The organism is Paenibacillus bovis, assembly GCF_001421015.2.
Lineage (GTDB): Bacteria > Bacillota > Bacilli > Paenibacillales > Paenibacillaceae > Saccharibacillus > Saccharibacillus bovis.
On sequence record NZ_CP013023.1, the window covers coordinates 2,965,201 to 2,984,930 of the forward strand.

The following is a 19,730-nucleotide window of genomic DNA, read 5'->3' on the forward strand; positions in this document are numbered from 1 at the left end:
TTCTCGCCTGATATGACTTTACGCCAAATCGATAATTTGGAAATGCAGTCTACAAATCGGAAATACCGGATCAATCTTATAGAAAAAGGCTGTCTTTTCGAGTCGGAAAAGGCAGCCTTTTTATTTTGATCATCTAATAAAAATGAAGGATTCCATTGTATTTTACTTTAACTACAATAAAACAGAGTATTAATTACGAGCAGAAGTGCACTGGTAATAGAGCAGATTTGTGAATAATGAAGCAACTTTTCACACTGCTCAAAATAAGCTATGCTTAAAAGAATTGGAGAAAAGTGTTGAATGCTGGAGGAATGCTTAATTATGATGACACCCGAAGAAGTGATTGCCTGTAATTACAAAGGAATTGAAGGCAGCTTTATCCATGCTCTGCATGAAGAGAATTATTTTAACCCGTCCAGTTTCAAAGCCTATGTGCAAGCGATTACCGACCTGACACCGGCATCGGAAGATGTTGCGCTGGATCGGACACTAATGGAGCAGGTGTTTTTTACATACAGTTATATTCTCAAAAGTATCATGTGGCATTTTGATATGAATGATCGGTCGATGATAGAGAATCTGCCTGAGGAGCAGCTGGTAGAGTACGTAGATCGTCTGGAAGAAGTTGTGCGCCGTTTTATTCGCGGAGGAAGTGCTGGATAGAGCGACAGCATATCGGCAGGACAGGCTGGCAGGACATTCTGAGTTAAAGAATAATGTTGTAATGATGCATGTACCCTGAAATAACGAAAGGAAGAATACACCTATGAATAATCAACAATTTCCAATACCTGTACCATCCGTCAAAGGAGGCATTATCGGACTATTTATAGCAGATGCGGTTGGCGTCCCTTATGAATTCATGAGTCGAAAGGAAATCGCAGCTCATCCGGCAGTCGATATGATCGGGTATGGAACCCACAATCAGCCGCCCGGTACATGGTCGGACGACAGCACCATGACGCTTTGTCTGCTGTACAGCCTCGTGATGCATCCGCAGCTGGATACGGATGATCTAGGACGACGTTTTATCCAGTGGTATCGTCAGGGATTATGGACAGCACATGATGAACTGTTTGATATCGGGATTGCTACCCGGCAGGCTATTACACGCATGGAGAGCGGAGATACTCCTTATGAACAATGCGGTGGCAAAGATGAATACAGCAATGGCAATGGCTCACTGATGCGCATTTTGCCGCTAATTTACCGGTTGGCAAATACGAGCAGAACAGAGCGGTATGAGTGGGTCAGACGGGTATCTTCGCTGACGCATCGGCATCCGGTATCTATTCTGGCAGGAGTTATTTATGTGGAGCTTGGCATGCAGATACTATCCGCTTCATCTGGACAGAGTCTGCGTGATAGCTATTTGGCGATGTGCGAGATTATTCGGACGCATTATAGCGACCATGCGGAATACAGCCGATTTGCACGTATTGTACAGGGAGGTCTGGATCAGCTATCCAGAGACGATATTGCCTCCAGCGGTTATGTAGTGCATACACTGGAAGCCAGTATCTGGACACTGCTGCATACAGACAGTTACAGGGAAGCGGTATTGATGGCGGTAAACCTTGGAGAGGATACTGACACGACAGCTGCTGTGACAGGTGGATTGGCAGGCATGTACTATGATTATGAGTCCATACCTGCAGAGTGGTGTAGCCAGCTGGCCCGATTGGAAGATATCGAAGCGATATGCGAGCGCTTTGACCGGATGATCGAGAGCCTGTCCGCAGCGACGAAAGGGACAGACGATGAGGAATGAAAATATATGGGGTAGTCGTACATGGATCGGCAAAGTGGTCGTGCTGGCTGCTTTGCTTATAGGGACTATTTTTTGTGTCTGGATGGGGCAGCATATCCGGGATTACACCGGTCGATCACTGTACCGTTTTTTGAACTGGGATATTTTTCTGGCATGGGTTCCTGTGATGCTGGCATTGCTGCTGGATGGAGTATTTTCCTTTTACAGACAGCGCCGGATATCCTGGCCGCTCCGGATTGTTAGTGGGGTGCTGGTCGTCAGCTGGCTGTTGTTTTATCCGAACTCGGCTTATCTGGTGACAGATATGATTCATCCGTTTGTCCATTACAAACCCAATGGACGTTTTGTGCATGATCTGGAATTCTGGTATCACCTGTTTCTGTTCGTTACGGCTGCTGTGGTAGGGCTGGGGCTGGGAACGTATTCGCTGTCTTCCCTGCAGCTGCTTGTTGCGGAGCGTTACGGTGCTGTGCGTTCGTGGGTGTTTGCATGTATTGTGCTTGTACTCAGCAGTATCGGCATTTATATTGGACGCTTTGTACGCTGGAACAGCTGGGATGTATTTACCGATCCGCATAAGATCTGGAGTGATGTAGTGCATATTGTTGGCGATCCGGCAGAACTACATTTTATGCTTGTATTTAGCAGCATGATGCTAGTGATTAGTCTGGTAGGCTATCTGGTTATGCGCGGCGGTATGTTTAGGTTACAGGGGAGAAGTTCCCGCTGGTGAGATGAAGGAGTGCGATGAACGTGTACCGCTATAATTTATTTACCAAAATGATTATTCTGCTTGTTGTGATGCTGGTACCTATTATTATTCTCTATACGTATTCCAATCAGACGACTACGCATGTACTCCGGCAGGAGCTGAATCAGTCCAATATGAATCAGCTTAGCTTTTTTCAAAATCAGGTGAATACGAATATTGAGCTGCTGTCGTCCTGGCCGAATCTGCTGATTCACGACCCGGATGTAGTCAGCTTTAACGATATGTATTTGCAAAATGGATATCTGAATCTGGATTCCATTAATCTGGTCAAGCGGATTCAGAGCAAGCTGGCTATCCAGGAAAGTTCGTCCAACTGGAGAGCGCATCTGTCTATTTATTCGCCATCGCTGAAGCGGCTGGTTACGGACAGTGATGCCGCTTCGGTAGATCCGTCGTCTGCCTCCCGGGATTTCCGCTCGGGCTGGCAGGTGACTCGTGTGCCGGATACGTTATCTTCCGCGCCGGCACAATTTGTATTTTCCTGGACATCGATTTCGCCGTATAATGCATCGGTGGACTCAGCCGATATCAGCACGGTTATCAAAGTCGAATTTGATAGCGGTAACATTCAGGATATGCTGGATAAATTCAAAAGTGACGGACGCCGTGATCCGTTTTATTACAATCCCGGATTGGGTACGATCTATAACCGATCTGCAGATCATCGGTTAACGGATGCGCTGATCACTGCGATGCATGAACAGCCGCTTAAAGAGATTGAGAGCCGGACGGTTAATGTGAACGGTCAATCCTATATGGTCAATGCGGTACGTTCGGAAGTAACCGGCTGGTACATGATTGACTATATTCCGCTCAATGATATTTTGCAGCCGATTCAGGATTCCAACCGACTGTTTTACCTGTCGGTGATTATACTGCTGCTGATGAGCTTTATTGCTGCGTATCTGCTGTACGCACAGGTGCAGGTGCCCATGCGCCAGCTGATTGTAGGGTTTACAAGGCTTAAGCAGGAGGATTATTCGGTGCGGATTACGCCCAGGGGACGCAACGAGTTTGCTTACCTGTCGGATCGGTTTAACTCGATGGTCTCCCAGATCCAGACACTGTTTGAACATGTGTATCTGGAGAAGATTCATGTACGGGAAGCACGGCTCAAGCAGCTGCAGTCTCAGATTAATCCGCATTTCTTTTATAACTGCTTTTCCTTTATTACGAGTATGGCCAAGCTGAACAATCAGCAGGCGGTCATCGCCATGTCCCAAAATCTATCGCAGTATTATCGATACACGACCCGTCAGGAGCGTGATCTAGTACCGCTAGCGGAGGAGATGGACTTTGTATCCAATTATCTGGCGATTCAGCAGATGCGGATGGCACGGCTCAACTATAATATTGAACTCCAAGAAGCTCTGCAGAGCGTACTGATTCCACCGCTGATGATTCAGCCACTCGTAGAGAATGCTGTGATTCACGGAATCGAACGTTACTCCTCGGCTGGACAGATTCGGATTAGCGGATACAGGGATGGAGAGCAGTGGGTACTTTCTGTCGAAGATGACGGCAAAGGCATGGAGCCGGAACCGATGCAGCAGCTGCAGGCTAGCCTGCAAGAGCCGCTTGGAGAAGAGATGGGCTGCGGATTATGGAATGTACATCAGCGGATGCAACTGCGTTTTGGCGAAGGAGCTGGTGTCACATTATCCGCTTCTCCACTGGGTGGTCTGCAGGTAACCCTGCGCTGGCAGAGTGAACCGGTTGACATAACCTCCTGACCTGAAATTGCTCGCTGCGAATGATCATAACAAACAGGTTATTACTGAAATCAGGGAAGTGAACAGAATGGTCAATATTTTACTGGTAGATGACGAATCATATGTAACAGAAAGTCTGGCGCTCACTATTCCTTGGGAACAGCTGCGTATTCAGCAGGTCTATCGTGCCGACTCGGTCGATCAGGCACTGGAACTTATGCATCAGCATGAGATCGATATTGTAGTAACCGATATCCGTATGCCGGATCGTGACGGTCTGGAGCTGCTGAGTGAGATATCACGCCAGTGGCCGGAGGTGCGCACTATGGTGCTAACCGGACATTCGGATTTTGAATATGCGCAAAAAGCAATCCGGCTCAAAGCAAGTGATTATATCCTCAAGCCGGTAGATGACGAGCAGTTTATCAAAAGCGTCCATACTGCTGTTCAGGCATTGGAGGAAGAATGGGATCAGCTTGATCGTTATAATCAGCTTTCCTATCGCCGTCAGTCCGAGCTGGAGCTGCTGCGTGAAGGGCTACTGAGTGACCTGATGCTTGGCCGTGAACCGGGTGAACGAGAGCTGCTGAACCGTCTGGAAAGCTATGAAGTTACACTGCGTCCCGGAGATATCGTCCGCATGCTATTTGTTCCTGCCAGTCCATCGCTGCGCGGGATGGAAGAGAGCGAAGCCCGTCTGCTGGAATATGCAGCCGCCAATATTGCAGCCGAAGTATTGGGTCAGCAGCGTCCGTTATGGTCCGGCAGAGCGCCGCATAACGGACTGGTAATGCTGTGGAAAAGGGATGAGCAGGGGATACCACAGCAGGATGAGCAGCTGCTGGAGGCGTTTGTGGATAATGCCAACCGCTATCTGAAGCTCCAACTGAATGTGTATGTTAGCGAATGGATCATTTTCCCGGATGGGCTGGCTTCTGCTTATCGGCAGCTACTGCGTTTTGCACAGGGTTCAGCGGTCTCCGGGGACTCCCGTGTTCATTCCGTACAGCCACAGCACCATACACTGGAACGTCCGGCAATCAACAAATATATGGAGCCGCTGTATCGTCCGCCTACCTTGATCCATCTGCTGGAATCAGGCCAATGGGATACCGCACGAGAAAAGCTGACGGGTGTACTGGATTCGCTGGAATCCCTGCCGCTGACTCATGAGCAGCTGTACGAAGTATATCTGGCAGTGAGCAATGCGCTGGTCTATATGGCGCATCATCATGGGCATGTACTGCCAGCCAATGATTCGGGCGGACTGGATCCTTTTGCTGCCCAGCATATCACAGGGTCCCTGGATCGGCTGCGCAGCTGGTGCATGGATGTACTGACCCGGATGGAAGGACAGCGCAGCTCATCTGTAGAGCCGAGTCGCAGCCGGATCGTCAAGCAGGTACAGGAGATTGTCGCCGGTCATCTGGGACAGGATGTATCTGTCAAAAATATTGCCGATCGCGTATTTCTGCATCCGGTCTATCTGTCCAAAATTTACAAGGCAGAGACCGGTGAGGGATTGGGCGATTATATTATCCGTATCCGTATGGAAAAAGCATTGTATCTGCTTAAGCATACGAATCATAAAATCTATGAAATTACGGCTGAACTGGGCTATCAGAATCCGCAGTATTTCAGCAAATTATTCAAAAAGCACTATGGCATGACCCCGAATGAATTCAGGGACAAGTAATTGCTTGCAAAAGGTGCAGGAATGTTAATTTCGTGACATAGGATATGTGCGCTCTCCCACTTATAATAAAAATATGAACAGCAAGCCAACATAAACATCACCATCCAAATAAGCACGGTCCAAGTTAAAGGGGGAGCAACATGGGAATCAAAAAAACCGCTGCGGTTTTGCTGACAACAGTACTTACCGCAGCCACACTTGCCGCATGTGGAGGCGGTACCGGAAGCAGCAATTCCGCATCGGCCACTACTGAAAACGCATACAAGGAAAAATACGATCCGCCGGTAACGATCAGCACCGTATGGGGTATTGATCCATCACTCAAATTCAAAAACGGCGAATCGGCTGAAAATAATGTGGCGACCAAATGGGCGAAAGACAAATTCGGGATCGATATCAAATCGCTCTGGTCCGTAACGGATACCAATGGAGCATTTGCTACCAAAATGCGTCTGTCCATGTCATCCGGTCAAGATATGCCGGATGTGGTGACTATCGGCGACACCGATGCACAATTGGCACAGGATCTGATCGATTCAGGAATTTACAGCGAAGTAGGTCCGCTGTTTGACAAATATGCGTCAGACACTTGGAAAGCGGCTATGGCTGAAGATCCAAATGTCTGGAACCCTTATATCCGTGAAGGCAAAAAAATGGGTATTCCGGTTCTCGATTACGCCTACAATCATGATTATGTACTGTGGATCCGCCAGGACTGGCTGGACAAGCTGAACATGAAAGCACCAACGACTATGGATGAGCTGGAAAAAGTCATGGACGCTTTCAAAACCAAAAACCCGGATGGACTGTCTCCGGATAAAGTCATTCCGCTGAGTATCGGTTTCAAAAATTCCATGAATACATGGATGGGCGATCCGTCCTGGATCTTCGGCGCTTACGGCACACTGCCACAGCAGTGGAACAAAGCCGCTGACGGTACACTGCAATACGGCTCGATTCAGCCGGGCATGAAGCAGGGGCTGAGCAAAATCAAGGAATGGTTCGACAAAGGCTATATTCCAAAAGAAGCTGCCCTGTGGGATGAAAACAAAACATCCGAACCAGCGGTAGCAGGTACAGCAGGTATCCTGCCGGGACCTTACTGGATGAGTGGCTGGCCGCTGCAGGATACAGTGAAAAATGCACCGGGCGCTGTCTGGAAGCCAATCGCAATCCCAGCCGGGCCGGATGGCAAAGCAATGCGTCACGGTACAGCAACCACCAACGGTGTTACCCTGATCAACAAAAACATGAAAAATCCGGAAGCTTTCTTTACCTACCAGAATTATATGTTTGATCATCTGGCGAATCCGAAGGCAGACAGCGAGTTCGACAACGGTCTGTTCAAAGGCTATGACTATGATCTGGATGCATCCGGCAAAGTAATGCCGATCGACAAAATTCCGGGCGGTTATGTGAACAGCGTACGTTATCTGCTGGTTCGTGATGGAGCACGTATTCCGAATGCACAGATGGATGCCCTGCTCAAACTGGCAGATGGTGCCAAGCCGGAGACCCGTCTGGAACGCGATATTGCCAATAACTATGGTCCATTAACACCGGAAGCAGCCAAAGTGCTGATGTCCCAAAAAGATATTTCCTATCCGAATATGTTTACCGGTCCAACGACACAAAGCATGAAAACCAAAATGGATTATCTGAACAAAATCGAAAGCCAGGCTTTCAATGAAATTATCTATGGCAAGTCTCCAGTCGATTCCTTTGATACGTTCGTTCAGACCTGGAAATCTTCCGGCGGTGACGATGTAACCAAAGAAGTCAACGACTGGTACAGCAGTATCCAAAAATAAACCAGCTGTCAGGCGGACACATCAATATACGAGAGGATAACGACCTGGCTTATCGGGTCGTTATTTTCTTGGCTGATTACAAGCCGCCAGACCTGTCATAGGAGGAAAGTAATGAAAACACTTCGCAAAACATGGCCTTTCCACGTGATGCTGCTGCCATCCATGATCTTTTTGCTGTTATTCAGCTATGTGCCGATGGCCGGTATCGTTATGGCTTTTCAAGATTACAAACCATGGCTTGGCTTTACCGGATCGGAATGGGTAGGGCTGCAAAATTTCCGTTATCTGTTCGAACGTCAGGATAGTATACAAGTCATCTGGAATACACTCATTATTGCTGTACTGAAACTGATTTTTAACCTATTTGTTCCTTTTGTATTCGCTCTGCTGCTCAATGAAATCCGCAAAGTACGACTGCAGCGCACCATTCAGACGATGGTTTATCTGCCGCATTTTTTGTCCTGGGTTATCCTGGGCGGAATTTTGATTGATCTGCTGGCAACAGACGGATTTGTGAACCGTATCCTGTCTAGCTTCGGCGTACAGCCGATTTTCTTCCTCGGAGATAATGACTGGTTCCGCTTTACCGTTATCGTATCGGATGTATGGAAAGAGTTTGGATATAACACAATTATTTTCCTCGCTGCCCTGGCAGGTATTAATCCTGCACTGTATGAGGCTGCCGAGATGGATGGAGCTTCCCGTTTCCGCCAGACCCTGCATATTACGATTCCATCGATCGTTCCGATCGCTGCAGTTGTCGGTACACTGGCGCTGGGTAACGTACTGAATGCCGGCTTCGACCAGATCTTCAACCTGTACAATCCGCTGGTCTATGAAAAAGGCGACATCATCGATACCTTTGTCTATCGTACAGCTATCCTGAACGGCGAAATGGGCTTTGGTACAGCAATCGGATTGTTCAAATCCGTAATCAGTATGGTGCTGATTCTGCTGTCTTACCGTGCTGCCTACAAATGGGCCAACTATCGCATTTTCTAATGACAGGCCAGGGAAAAGAGGGGAACTATGTATTATAAAACAACCGGTTACCGTATATTCAATGTATTCAATATCGCACTGCTGATTTTTCTGTCTATCGCCTGTGTGATACCGCTCGTACACGTACTGGCTGTATCGTTCAGTGCCAAAGCGGCAGCCGACGCGAATCTGGTCGGTCTCTGGCCGGTCCAGTTCTCACTGGAAGCTTACAAAAAAACAATGTTCAATCCGATATTCCTGCACTCCATCTGGATCTCGGTACTTCGTACGATCATTGGTACTGCGATTACACTGATGCTGACCTTCCTGGCGGCTTATCCACTGTCCAAGGAAGAATCCGCTTTTAAAGGACGGACGATCTACTCCTGGCTGTTTGTATTCAGCATGGTATTCACGGGCGGTCTGGTACCGTTTTACATCGTGATCCAAAAGCTGGGTCTGATCGATTCCTTCTGGGTGCTGGTACTGCCGGGTGCGGTCAACACGTTTCTGGTCATCCTGATGATGAACTTCTTCCGTGGCATTCCCAAAGAACTGGAAGAAGCTGCTTTTATCGACGGAGCCGGTCCATTCCGCACTTTGTTCACAATGTATCTGCCGATCTCGATGCCATCGATCGCGACCATTACGCTGTTCAGTATGGTATTCCACTGGAACTCCTGGTTTGACGGATTGCTCTACCTGAACAATTCCAGCCAGTTCCCGCTTGCGACGTTCCTGCAGACGGTTATTATCCAGCAGGATATGAGTTCCATGAGCGCAAGTCCGCAGGAGATGGAACTAATCTCGCAGACAACTGTCAAAGCCGCCCAGATCTTTATTGGCGCAGCACCTATTCTGATCGTGTATCCATTCCTGCAGAAGTTCTTTGTTAAAGGCATGACACTCGGTTCGGTAAAAGAATAGTTGCATTTGAATAAAGTGGGTAGTGCATAATTTAAGCAAGAGCAAGAGCAAGAGCAAGAGCAAGAGCAAGAGCAAGAGCAAGAGCAAGAGCAAGAGCAAGAGCAAGAGCAAGAGCAAGAGCAAGAGCAAGAGCAAGAGCAAGAGCGGCGGTGTTGGACAAACAGCGCTCCGGAAAGGGATCATCCTTCTGGCCTCCGGTTAAGAATGGATTTTTTGAACGACCGCTTGCAGCAGTCAAAATCCATTCTTAAAGGTCGGCTTGAAGGATGATTCCCTTCCCTCCGCTGTGTGCTTATTGCTTCAAAACACTTGCTTAGTTCATGTTTGTTAAGACGCTTATGATATTGATCGTATTGCATGGTATAGATGAGCAGTATTGACAAGTTTTTATCAACTTCATCGTATCGTTCTTACAGAATGTCTTGTACTCTTGCTAGTATTTACACAATTTATGTACTGCTCGATTTGCATTAATTTGAATTAGCTTGTGCAAATGATTTACCGCAGGCTGCTAGGTCCATTCGATGTAGCTTCTGCATCAAGCGGAGGAATTGGAATGATACTTCAGCAGCGAAGCGGCCTCATTTAAGATCGGATATCCTCCGCTGCAAGCGGACATTCAGGATATCTGATCTTAACGGAGGGCAGAAGAATCATCCAATTTTGGAGCGCCTGACCTATACACAGACAGCAAATAGCAAACAGCAAACAGTATGCATTTGTCGTGCGACTCTCGGTTGAGTACATGTTGCAAATGAACTATATACTGCCATTAAACCAGACTGCATAATTGTCTCAACAATCGCAAGCACACGCATATGTACATTGAACATCAAGTAGAATATACAATTCTGAACGACAAAGGAGACTGCTATGAACCCGATCAATACGACTACCGTTACTCCATCCTGGACGCAGATGCTGCATGGAGCTGATTATAATCCCGAGCAATGGAGACACCGTCCGGATATTCTGGAAGAGGATATTCGACTGATGAAGCTGGCAAAATGTAATGTGATGTCTGTCGGCATTTTCTCCTGGGTATCCCTGGAGCCGGAAGAAGGCGTATATACTTTTGAATGGCTGGATGAAGTGCTGGATCGTTTTGCGGCAAATGGCATATCGGCATTGCTGGCCACACCGAGTGGAGCACGTCCGGCATGGATGTCTGCCAAATATCCAGAGGTATTGCGGGTAGAAGCGAATCGTGTGCGCAATCTTCATGGATTCCGCCATAATCACTGCTTTACTTCACCGGTTTATCGGGAAAAAGTAACCGGCATGAATACGCTGCTGGCCGAGCGTTACAGTAATCATCCGGCAGTCATTGGCTGGCATATCTCCAATGAGTATGGTGGTGAATGTCACTGTGATTACTGTCAGGAAGCTTTCCGTAATTGGGTGAAGCAAAAGTATGGTACGCTGGAGCAGCTGAATCTGGCCTGGTGGACGACGTTCTGGAGTCATACGTATACAGACTGGTCCCAGGTAGAATCTCCGGCTCCGCATGGAGAGACGCAGGTTCATGGTATGAATCTGGATTGGCGCCGGTTTGTCACAGATCAGACGGTGGATTTCTGTCGTCACGAGATTGAGCCGCTGCGTCACGCCGAGCGTCTGCTGCCGGTAACGACGAACTTTATGGAATTTTTCGAAGGACTGAACTATTGGAAATTCGCTGATATCCTGGATATTCTCTCCTGGGACAGTTATCCGACATGGCATGATCATGAAGGGGATACGATGCAGGCCGCCAAAATTGCCATGATGCATGATATTGTCCGCTCGATCAAACAGCAGCCGTTCCTGTTGATGGAGAGTACACCAAGTCTGACCAACTGGCAGCCGATCAGCAAAAATAAACGTCCGGGTATGCATCTGCTGTCTTCACTGCAAGCTGTAGCACACGGATCGGATTCGGTACAGTACTTCCAGTGGCGTAAAAGTCAGGGCTCCAGTGAAAAGCTGCACGGTGCGGTCGTAGACCATGCCGGCCATGAGCACACCCGTGTATTCCGTGACGTACAGGATGTGGGTACAGCACTGGAACAGCTGCAGCGTATCCGCGGCAGCCAGGTACAGGCAGAAGTTGCTGTTATTTTCGACTGGGAAAATCGCTGGGCGGTCAAAGACAGCCAGGGACCGCGCAATACAGGTATTGGCTATGAAGAGACCGTGCTGAACTTTTATCGTGCATTCTGGGAGCGCGGTATTGCTGTCGATGTTATCGATATGGAGCAGGATCTGTCCAAATATAAAGTCGTCGCTGCACCAATGCTGTACATGGTTCGTGAAGGTGTAGGCGAACGTTTCGAGAAGTTTGTAGAAGCAGGCGGCACGCTGATCAGCACTTACTGGTCAGGTATTGTAAATGAAAATGATCTCTGTTTCCTGGGTGGTTTCCCTGGTCCGCTGCGCAGTGTACTGGGAATCTGGTCGGAAGAAATTGACGGTCTGCATATCAATGACCGCAACCGTATTATTGCAGATGATACGAATGAGCTGGGCTTGCAGGGAACGTATGAAGTACAGGATCTGTGTGATCTGATCCATCTGGAGAGTGCCAAATCACTGGCTGTGTATGGAGATGATTTCTATGCAGGTCGTCCGGCAGTGACGGTCAATCACTATGGTAGCGGTGAAGCCTATTACGTGGCCGCCCGTACCAAAGATCATTTCCTGAGTGATCTGATCGAAAGTATTACAACCCGTGCAGGGGTGAAGCGTACAATCGCTGCCAAGCTGCCGCAACATGTAACCGCCCATGCGCGTGTACAGGGTGAAGAGGAGTTTGTATTTGTGCAGAACTACAGTGATGAAGTAAAATCGCTGCAGCTGGATGACAATGATTATGAGGATCTGCTGAATGCAGAAACGATGGCTCCGAGCAGTACACTGGAACTTCAGCCATTTGGTATCCGTATTCTCAAAAGACAGCTGTAATAGCAAGTATCGTAGTTCATGGCAGAACTGGGAAAATAGTATACCGTATGATATTTCATGATAGGACTGACAAATAAGTATACTGTATAGCAGTTCAGACAGCTGCTTCCGAATCGATAAAGGTTCGGAAGCAGCTTTTTTATTATAATGAGTCTGAAATTTGTTGGAGTGCTCTGGATTTTGTGGTAAGCAATCTGGAGTTTCTTGTTAAGAAGGCAGTCCAGGCAGCAGCATACAATTCATAGCAATCCACTCAAAAGCAGCGTATCACCCTGACTAAAAGGTGATACGCTGCTTGGTTACAAGAGTATTTTAATAATATCATTCATTGATGATTTACCATTAATTAATGATTTATCGTTTGCTATTTGTCAATTGTCATTCATTATTCGCTACTCGTTATAAACGGGATTGAACATCCGAAAATTGATTTAATTCAAAAATGCATCCAGTGCAATCGTGACTTTACCTTTGGAATCAAAGGCTCCTTTGGTATAGGCGTACCAGGTACCATAGGATTCGGGTTCCCAGTAAAATACACCCAGTCCCTTGCCGCCGGATACGGATCGTGTTTTCGCCAGGATATCTGTCAGGAATGCTTTGGATGTAGCCGGATCAGAGGCATCCATACCTACTTCGCAGACCATTACTTCTTTGCCATAACGGGCGACCATATCATTCATATTGGTCAGTGTCTGTTGGTTACGTGTCTGCCAGTTGCTTTTGTCCGGATAGAGGGACATACCGATCACATCATATTTGGCGCCATTTGCTTTGAGTCCATCGAACATCCAGCGGAACAAGGAATTGTCGTAACCATTGGACAGATGAATAATAACTTTGGTACCGGCATTTACTTTTTTCACAGCATCATAGCCGGAGTTGATTAGGTCGGCAAAGTTTTTCATGTTTTTGGAGGCGCGACCTTCTTCCCACAGCATACCATCATTGGTCTCATTGCCTACCTGTACCCATTCCGGTGTAACGCCCTGCGCTTTGAGTGCAGTCAATACATCATAGGTATGATCATAGACCGATTTTTTGAGGCCATTAATATCCTGGTTGTTCCAGGCAACTGGTTTGGACTGCTGACCGGGATCGGCCCATTTATCACTGTAATGGAAATCAATCATAATACGGAACCCCATATTTTTGGCGCGTACCGCCTGCTTGATCACATCAGCTTTGTTGGAGAAATTAATTGAAGGATTCACCCATACCCGCAGGCGGATCGAGTTGATGCCATGATCTTTCAGAATTTGCAGTGCATCCTGTTTGTTGCCAGCATCATTGTAAAAAGCCCAGTTGTAATTTTCCATTTCCGATAACCAGCCTACATCGGCACCTTTGGCAAACGCAGAGGCTGCTTCGGCAGCAGGAGTAATTTTGGCATAGCCACTGCCCAGACCACTTATTAAGGTCAAACCAAGTACCAGTGCAGAAGCACGCTTTATTATTGTTTTGACAGACATCATAAATTGAACCCTCTCCCTATCATGAATGTATGCGTTTACAAAATAATCGGTTCTTCGCGAAGGAACATGATTCATTGTAGCCTGAATCATGAATAGGAGGTACCTGCAAAAAATCAACATTTAAGCACTTTTGATAACTTTGTACAAAGAACATACCCATCTATCATCAGTGCATCAGGATACTGCCCACATGGGCATAAAAAGCATTTATCCAACTGACTGCAGTTGTCAGTGAACTGCCGATCAGTGCATCTGTAGAAAGACTAGACCGACTATTCGACAATATGTCTAACAACGCGGCAAAACGCGCGAAAGTTTACAAGCTCCAACAATCTGATTATCATAATAAAAGATATACATAATGTATGATAATGTCCGCTTCATGCCTTTTGGACATTAATGCAATGCAGGAAGACAGCCTATTTATGATATGAGCGGAAAGGAGAGGGTGGGGTTTCTGTCGAAACAGTAGAGCATACGATTCAGGCTGATCAGCGAATAATTGCTGCTGGAACTGCACAGGTTCAATAATCCAGCACAATTTTCCGATAAAGAAAGTGAACTGCATTGTAGCTGTATATCACCGGCCCAGCCGGTATTCACATATAGTCGGAAGACAAGTACACACAATTACTACTTACTGACACAGGCATTGAGGGGATAATCAATACCGGTCAGGGAATGGCAGGGGATCTATGAAAAGAGCAAATGTATGGATGTTGGGAATGTTCATGCTGCTGTTGATGCTGATTGCACCTTCGATAGGTCATGCTGCAGAACAGACGCATATTAACTTTAACGGCCAGGAGCTGACACTGCCTGCAGACGGACAGGTTACGACGGTCAAAGGATCGGTTATGGTACCGCTGCGTGTAGTAGTAGAGCAGCTCGGTTACAAAGTAACCTGGTCCAACGCAACGCAGACAGCGACCATCAAGCAAGGAAGCAATACGCTGCAACTGACAGCCAACAGCTATTCGGCGCTCGTTAATGACAAGTCGGTAGATCTGGAAGCGGCACCTTCCGTGCACAATGGCACTACATTGGTACCACTGCGATTTATCAGCGAAAATACCGGTACTAGCGTGAAGTGGGATAATGCGGTCAAAACAGTCTATCTGACCACTACGCCTGCAGCAACAGCTTCGACCGGCAAGGATACAGCTGCACCAGAGCAGGAAAATGTAGCCAAGGTCAATGCTATCAGCTTCAGTGATGACCGATTGACGATTACGGTAGATGGAAGTGTATCACCCAAGTACAGCTCATTGAACAACCCGGACCGCATAGTGCTGGATCTGCCGAAAACTTCCTTTTCCAGTACGTTCCTCAAAGGACAGCAGCCAAGTGTAGGCGCGATCGGTAAAGTAGATGTTACCGGCTATCCGGATGTAGCGGGAATACGGTACTCGCTGTTCAGCAGTTCTCCATCTTCGGTACGTATTGTACTCGATCTGAACAGTGCCCAACAGTACAAGGTGATCAATAACCAAAAAGGAATTGTTATGGTGGAGCTGGATGGAGCACTAAATCCATCGACACCGGCTGCAGGAACAAATACGACTCCGACAGGCACGGATAATGGAACGGTGTCCGCAGATCCGGCAGACAATGAACCATCCCAGTCTGTACCGGCTACGCCAACCTCCGGACCGGGCAAAGACGGCAAAATGCTCGTTGTTATTGATGCGGGACATGGAGGCAAAGACCCGGGTGCTCCGAGTATCCAGCAGCGCAAGGAAAAAGATTTTACGCTGGCAGTGGTATTGAAAATCCAGACACTGCTGCAGCAGGAACCTAATATCGACTTCGTGCTGACACGCAGCGATGATACGTATCCGACTCTGCAGGGACGGGTCAAAACAGCAAATGACCTGAATGCAAATTTATTTGTATCTATTCATGGTAACAGTACTTCTTCGGCAGTATCACCAAGCGGAACAGAAATTTATTACACCCGCAGTGACAGCTCAGCTTTTGCGAAGGTTATTCATGATCATGTGATCAATGCACTGGGACTGCCGGATCGTGGTATTCATACCAAGAGCCTGCATGTTACCAGAGAGACCAAAATGCCGGCTGTCTTAATCGAAGCAGGATATTTGAGCAATAGAATCGACGAGTCGCTGATGTATACAGACGAGTTCCAGCAGAAGCTGGCTCAAGCGGTTGTAGATGGTATTAAAGAATATCTGGGTGTTTAATAATTAGTACAAAAGTTACTTGAATATAATTTTTATGGTCGACAGAACCTGATTCAGTATGGTATAAATGTGGTAAGCAACTATGATGAAAATATGACGAGGCTGTCATTTTGTTCATTCCATCATAGGCTTGCCACATTTTTTTGTTACTATTTCCTTATACTTATACATAACTCCACGAGTATACAACATAGAGAGAATTTCCCGAGGAGGACATCCATGAAACGAAATATCATCACTCTACTGACTGCCGCCGTATTACTGACTTCAACACCCCAAGTGACGAGCGCAGCAGTGACACCTGTACCGATCGGCAAAATCAACCTTCCCGTCAACTTCCGTTCCGGTCCTACTACAGACAGCGATGTTTACAGTACGCTGCAGCCGGGGACCAGCATCAAGATTCTGCGTGAGGTCAACAGCCACTGGTTACGTGTCAAAGTAGGTGTGAAAACAGGCTATGTATCTGCCGGTTATGTGGATTATAAACCTAGTTCCAATTCCGTAAATAATAGCAAAGATACGACTAATAGTAGTACAACTACGATCGTAACAGCTTCATCGGCATATACGAATACGAAAAGTTCAGATAGCGCTTCCACGTCTAATGTGACGGTCTCTGCAGAGACTACCTCTACTCCAGCAGCGGTATCGCCTTCGTCGGTACCGAACGAGCCGGGTACAGGCATCGTCGAAAAGGGAGTTAATTTCCGTGCACAGCCAACAACTGGCAGTCCGGTACTGCGCACACTGCTGGTTGGAGAAAGTTTTACTGCTTTGGAGCAGCCGACTGCAGCATGGGTCAAAATCAAGGATAAGGACGGAGTCACCGGATATGTATCCACAGACTACGTATCCTATACACTGCCTCCTTCCGAGACAGCAGTACTGAATGAAGTGCCTGCTCAAACGATTGATGAAGTGGAGGATCTTCCTTATAATCCGCCCCAGCCTGCTGTAACGATGCCTTCACTGGCAACAGGTTCACCGCTGGATGAAGCCTCTGCAGATCGTGTTATAGCGAGCGCACTGGCTTTGCAGGGAGTTACCCATTACGGATTCGGCAAAAATGAAGCTCCTACCTTATTCGACTGTTCTTCCTTTACCCGTTATATTTACGGGCTGGAAGGTATTGATCTGGCATGGGGTACAAGATACCAAAAAGATGTAGGTATCGAAGTGGAACGCGGTCAATGGCAAAAAGGAGATCTGCTCTTCTTTTCAGGTGGAGATCCGAGCGTGATTACGCACGTAGGTATCTATGCAGGAGATAACAAGCTGATTCATAATAGCCCAAGTCTGGATGGAATTGCTATTTCCAATCTGGACCTTAATTACTGGGTCGATCACTATGTAACGGCGCGTCGTATTCTTCGTTAATTATTGCAACTTCCATTACTCAAAGCTTGTCTGATGCCGGTAGAATACCGGCACGACGGGCTTTTTTTGATCTATAGGGAATTTGATTGAAGTTTGATTGAAGGCAGAATATCTTTTATAGTAGAGGTGTCTCGGAGATAGAGGAAATTTTCTCGGCTATCCCCTGTCAAACATTGCGAATAAACGTTAAAAAACATATGTTTGTATGGTATGCTAGATTTAATTACAATAATATAGCTTACTGGGTCACTAATCGGCTGTGACTCATCTGCATTTAACTTATGATACCCACTTCAGGGAGGCAGCATGAATATAGATCCTAAAGCACCAGCGATTGACTGGGAATATGTAGTACAAAATCTGAAATCTTCAGTGACCATTGCAGATGCAAGAAAACCCGATTTTCCGCTTGTATTTGTTAATGGTCATTTTACGGATTTGACAGGGTATACCCGTGAAGAAGCGATAGGCTATAACTGTCGTTTTTTACAGGGTCCTGATACAGACCCGAAGGCTGTGCAGGAATTCCGCGATGCACTCGCCCAAAAAGAATCGGTTACCATCGAGATTCTGAATTACACCAAGCTGGGTGTACCGTTCTGGAATGAAGTAAATCTGGACCCGATTTTTGATCAGAATGGGGAATGCCATTACTTTGTAGGTATCCAGTTTGATATTACCAAACGCAAACAGGCGGAGGAGCAGGTCATCCGCGCCAAGGAACAGGCCGAGATTGCCAATCTCGCCAAAAGTCGCTTCCTGGCCAATATGAGTCACGAGATTCGTACGCCGCTGAATGGCATTATCGGCATGACCGAGCTGATCCTGCTCAACGAAGTGGAACAGGATTTGCGTGATAATATGAAAATTGTTCAGAACAGTGCAGAGACGCTGCTGATGCTGATCAATGATATTCTTGATTTTTCCAAAGCGGAAGCAGGAAAAATGAACCTGGAAAATATCGAATATAATCTGCATGAATTGATGGATATGACGATCAAGGCTCATCGCCCATTAACTATTGAAAAGCAGATTAATCTGAATCTGCATATCGGTTATACGGTTCCCCAAAAGGTATACGGTGATCCACACAGGCTAAAACAGGTGCTCAATAACCTGATTGGCAACGCCGTGAAATTCACACGTGAAGGTTCGGTAGATGTATCGGTCAATGGAATCGAGATTGATGAGAATACGATGAAGCTGCATTTCAAAGTAAAAGACAGCGGAATCGGTATTGCAGAGAAAGACCGGGACAAGCTGTTCAAAAGCTTTAGTCAGGTCGATGATTCCCAGAGCCGCGAATTCGGCGGTACCGGTCTGGGTCTGGTGATCAGTCAGCAGATTGTGGAACTGATGAATGGTGAGATTACGGTAAAAAGTGAACAGGGCAAAGGAAGTACGTTTGAGTTTATGATTCCGGTAACTGTTCCGGAAATCCGTTCCGAACAAATGGAAGAACCGGAAATTTCCGAAGCGATTGAAGAAACGGAGCAACAAAAGGCAGAAGCTGCTTATACACTGGCGCAGTCCAAGCAGAACCTGAATACAGAAGCAGGCACATTGCGTATTTTGCTGGCAGATGATGACCGAATCAGCTGTCTGATTACTGCCCGTATGCTGAACAAGCTCGGATACTATGTAGATACGGTGGATAATGGTCTGGAAGCAATCCATATGCTGGAATCAGATAATTCCTACGATATGGTACTAATGGATATTCAGATGCCCGTAATGGACGGATTGGAATCTACATATGCCATTCGTCATTCTGGCAAGATTCAGAATCGGAATATTCCGATTATCGCTATTACAGCCAATGCTTTTAAAGATGATCAGGCGCAGGTTATTGCTGCAGGTATGAATGGTGCATTGTCCAAGCCGGTTCAGATGGAACGACTGGCTGACTTATGCCGCCAACTGGAAGAACAGAAAAAGCAGAACAAAGCCTGATTGCAGGCTATACAGGTATGTCAGGATACAAATACCGGTAGACCATTCGAATTAAATATGCCAAATAAGCCGTCACGCTAACAGGTGACGGCTTATTTTTATTGG

At 46.9% G+C, this 19,730-nt stretch carries 14 protein-coding genes; 12 read left to right on the forward strand and 2 right to left on the reverse strand.

Annotated features, from left to right (window positions below; genetic code table 11):
• Positions 1–321: 321 nt before the first annotated feature.
• The 8 genes from AR543_RS12760 (at position 322) to AR543_RS12795 (ending at position 9,670) form a co-directional block, all read left to right on the forward strand.
• A complete protein-coding gene (locus tag AR543_RS12760) occupies positions 322–663 on the forward strand; it encodes an RNA polymerase subunit sigma (protein WP_158523959.1) in 342 nt (113 codons plus the stop codon).
• Positions 664–766: 103 nt separating this feature from the next.
• Positions 767–1,771 (forward strand): ADP-ribosylglycohydrolase family protein, encoded by a 1,005-nt coding sequence (locus AR543_RS12765; protein WP_060534883.1) that lies wholly within the window; start codon positions 767–769, stop codon positions 1,769–1,771.
• A complete protein-coding gene (locus AR543_RS12770; protein WP_060534884.1) occupies positions 1,761–2,504 on the forward strand; it encodes a DUF1361 domain-containing protein in 744 nt (247 codons plus the stop codon). Before AR543_RS12765 ends, AR543_RS12770 begins: the two co-directional genes overlap by 11 nt.
• Before the next feature lie 20 nt (positions 2,505–2,524).
• On the forward strand, positions 2,525–4,276 hold the full coding sequence (locus tag AR543_RS12775) for a sensor histidine kinase (protein WP_060534885.1): 1,752 nt from the start codon (positions 2,525–2,527) through the stop codon (positions 4,274–4,276).
• A 67-nt stretch (positions 4,277–4,343) separates the two neighbouring features.
• Positions 4,344–5,951: a response regulator gene (locus AR543_RS12780; RefSeq protein ID WP_060534886.1), complete on the forward strand. Its 1,608-nt coding sequence runs from the start codon at positions 4,344–4,346 to the stop codon at positions 5,949–5,951.
• Positions 5,952–6,091: 140 nt separating this feature from the next.
• Positions 6,092–7,762 (forward strand): type 2 periplasmic-binding domain-containing protein, encoded by a 1,671-nt coding sequence (locus tag AR543_RS12785; RefSeq protein WP_060534887.1) that lies wholly within the window; start codon positions 6,092–6,094, stop codon positions 7,760–7,762.
• Between the two features lie 111 nt (positions 7,763–7,873).
• Entirely contained in the window at positions 7,874–8,764 is an 891-nt protein-coding gene (locus AR543_RS12790) for an ABC transporter permease (protein ID WP_060534888.1), read from the forward strand.
• Positions 8,765–8,791: 27 nt separating this feature from the next.
• Entirely contained in the window at positions 8,792–9,670 is an 879-nt protein-coding gene (locus tag AR543_RS12795; RefSeq protein WP_060534889.1) for a carbohydrate ABC transporter permease, read from the forward strand.
• 31 nt (positions 9,671–9,701) lie between these two features.
• Here AR543_RS12795 and AR543_RS24440 read toward each other — a convergent pair whose 3' ends face one another.
• Entirely contained in the window at positions 9,702–9,908 is a 207-nt protein-coding gene (locus AR543_RS24440) for a hypothetical protein (protein ID WP_162495395.1), read from the reverse strand.
• Between the two features lie 635 nt (positions 9,909–10,543).
• Between AR543_RS24440 and AR543_RS12800 the strand changes: the two genes are divergently transcribed.
• On the forward strand, positions 10,544–12,613 hold the full coding sequence (locus AR543_RS12800; protein WP_060534890.1) for a beta-galactosidase: 2,070 nt from the start codon (positions 10,544–10,546) through the stop codon (positions 12,611–12,613).
• 431 nt (positions 12,614–13,044) lie between these two features.
• On the opposite strand, the gene AR543_RS12805 is transcribed toward AR543_RS12800, so the two are convergent.
• Complete coding sequence (locus AR543_RS12805; protein WP_060534891.1) at positions 13,045–14,088, reverse strand: glycoside hydrolase family 53 protein; 1,044 nt, start codon at positions 14,086–14,088, stop codon at positions 13,045–13,047.
• A 695-nt stretch (positions 14,089–14,783) separates the two neighbouring features.
• Here AR543_RS12805 and AR543_RS12810 point away from each other — a divergent pair.
• From AR543_RS12810 to AR543_RS12820, 3 genes are all read left to right on the forward strand, one after another.
• Entirely contained in the window at positions 14,784–16,292 is a 1,509-nt protein-coding gene (locus AR543_RS12810; RefSeq protein WP_060534892.1) for an N-acetylmuramoyl-L-alanine amidase family protein, read from the forward strand.
• A 219-nt stretch (positions 16,293–16,511) separates the two neighbouring features.
• Positions 16,512–17,672: a C40 family peptidase gene (locus AR543_RS12815; RefSeq protein ID WP_060534893.1), complete on the forward strand. Its 1,161-nt coding sequence runs from the start codon at positions 16,512–16,514 to the stop codon at positions 17,670–17,672.
• Positions 17,673–17,978: 306 nt separating this feature from the next.
• Positions 17,979–19,625, forward strand: a complete 1,647-nt coding sequence (locus tag AR543_RS12820; RefSeq protein WP_060534894.1) for an ATP-binding protein — start codon at positions 17,979–17,981, stop codon at positions 19,623–19,625.
• Positions 19,626–19,730 lie beyond the last annotated feature (105 nt).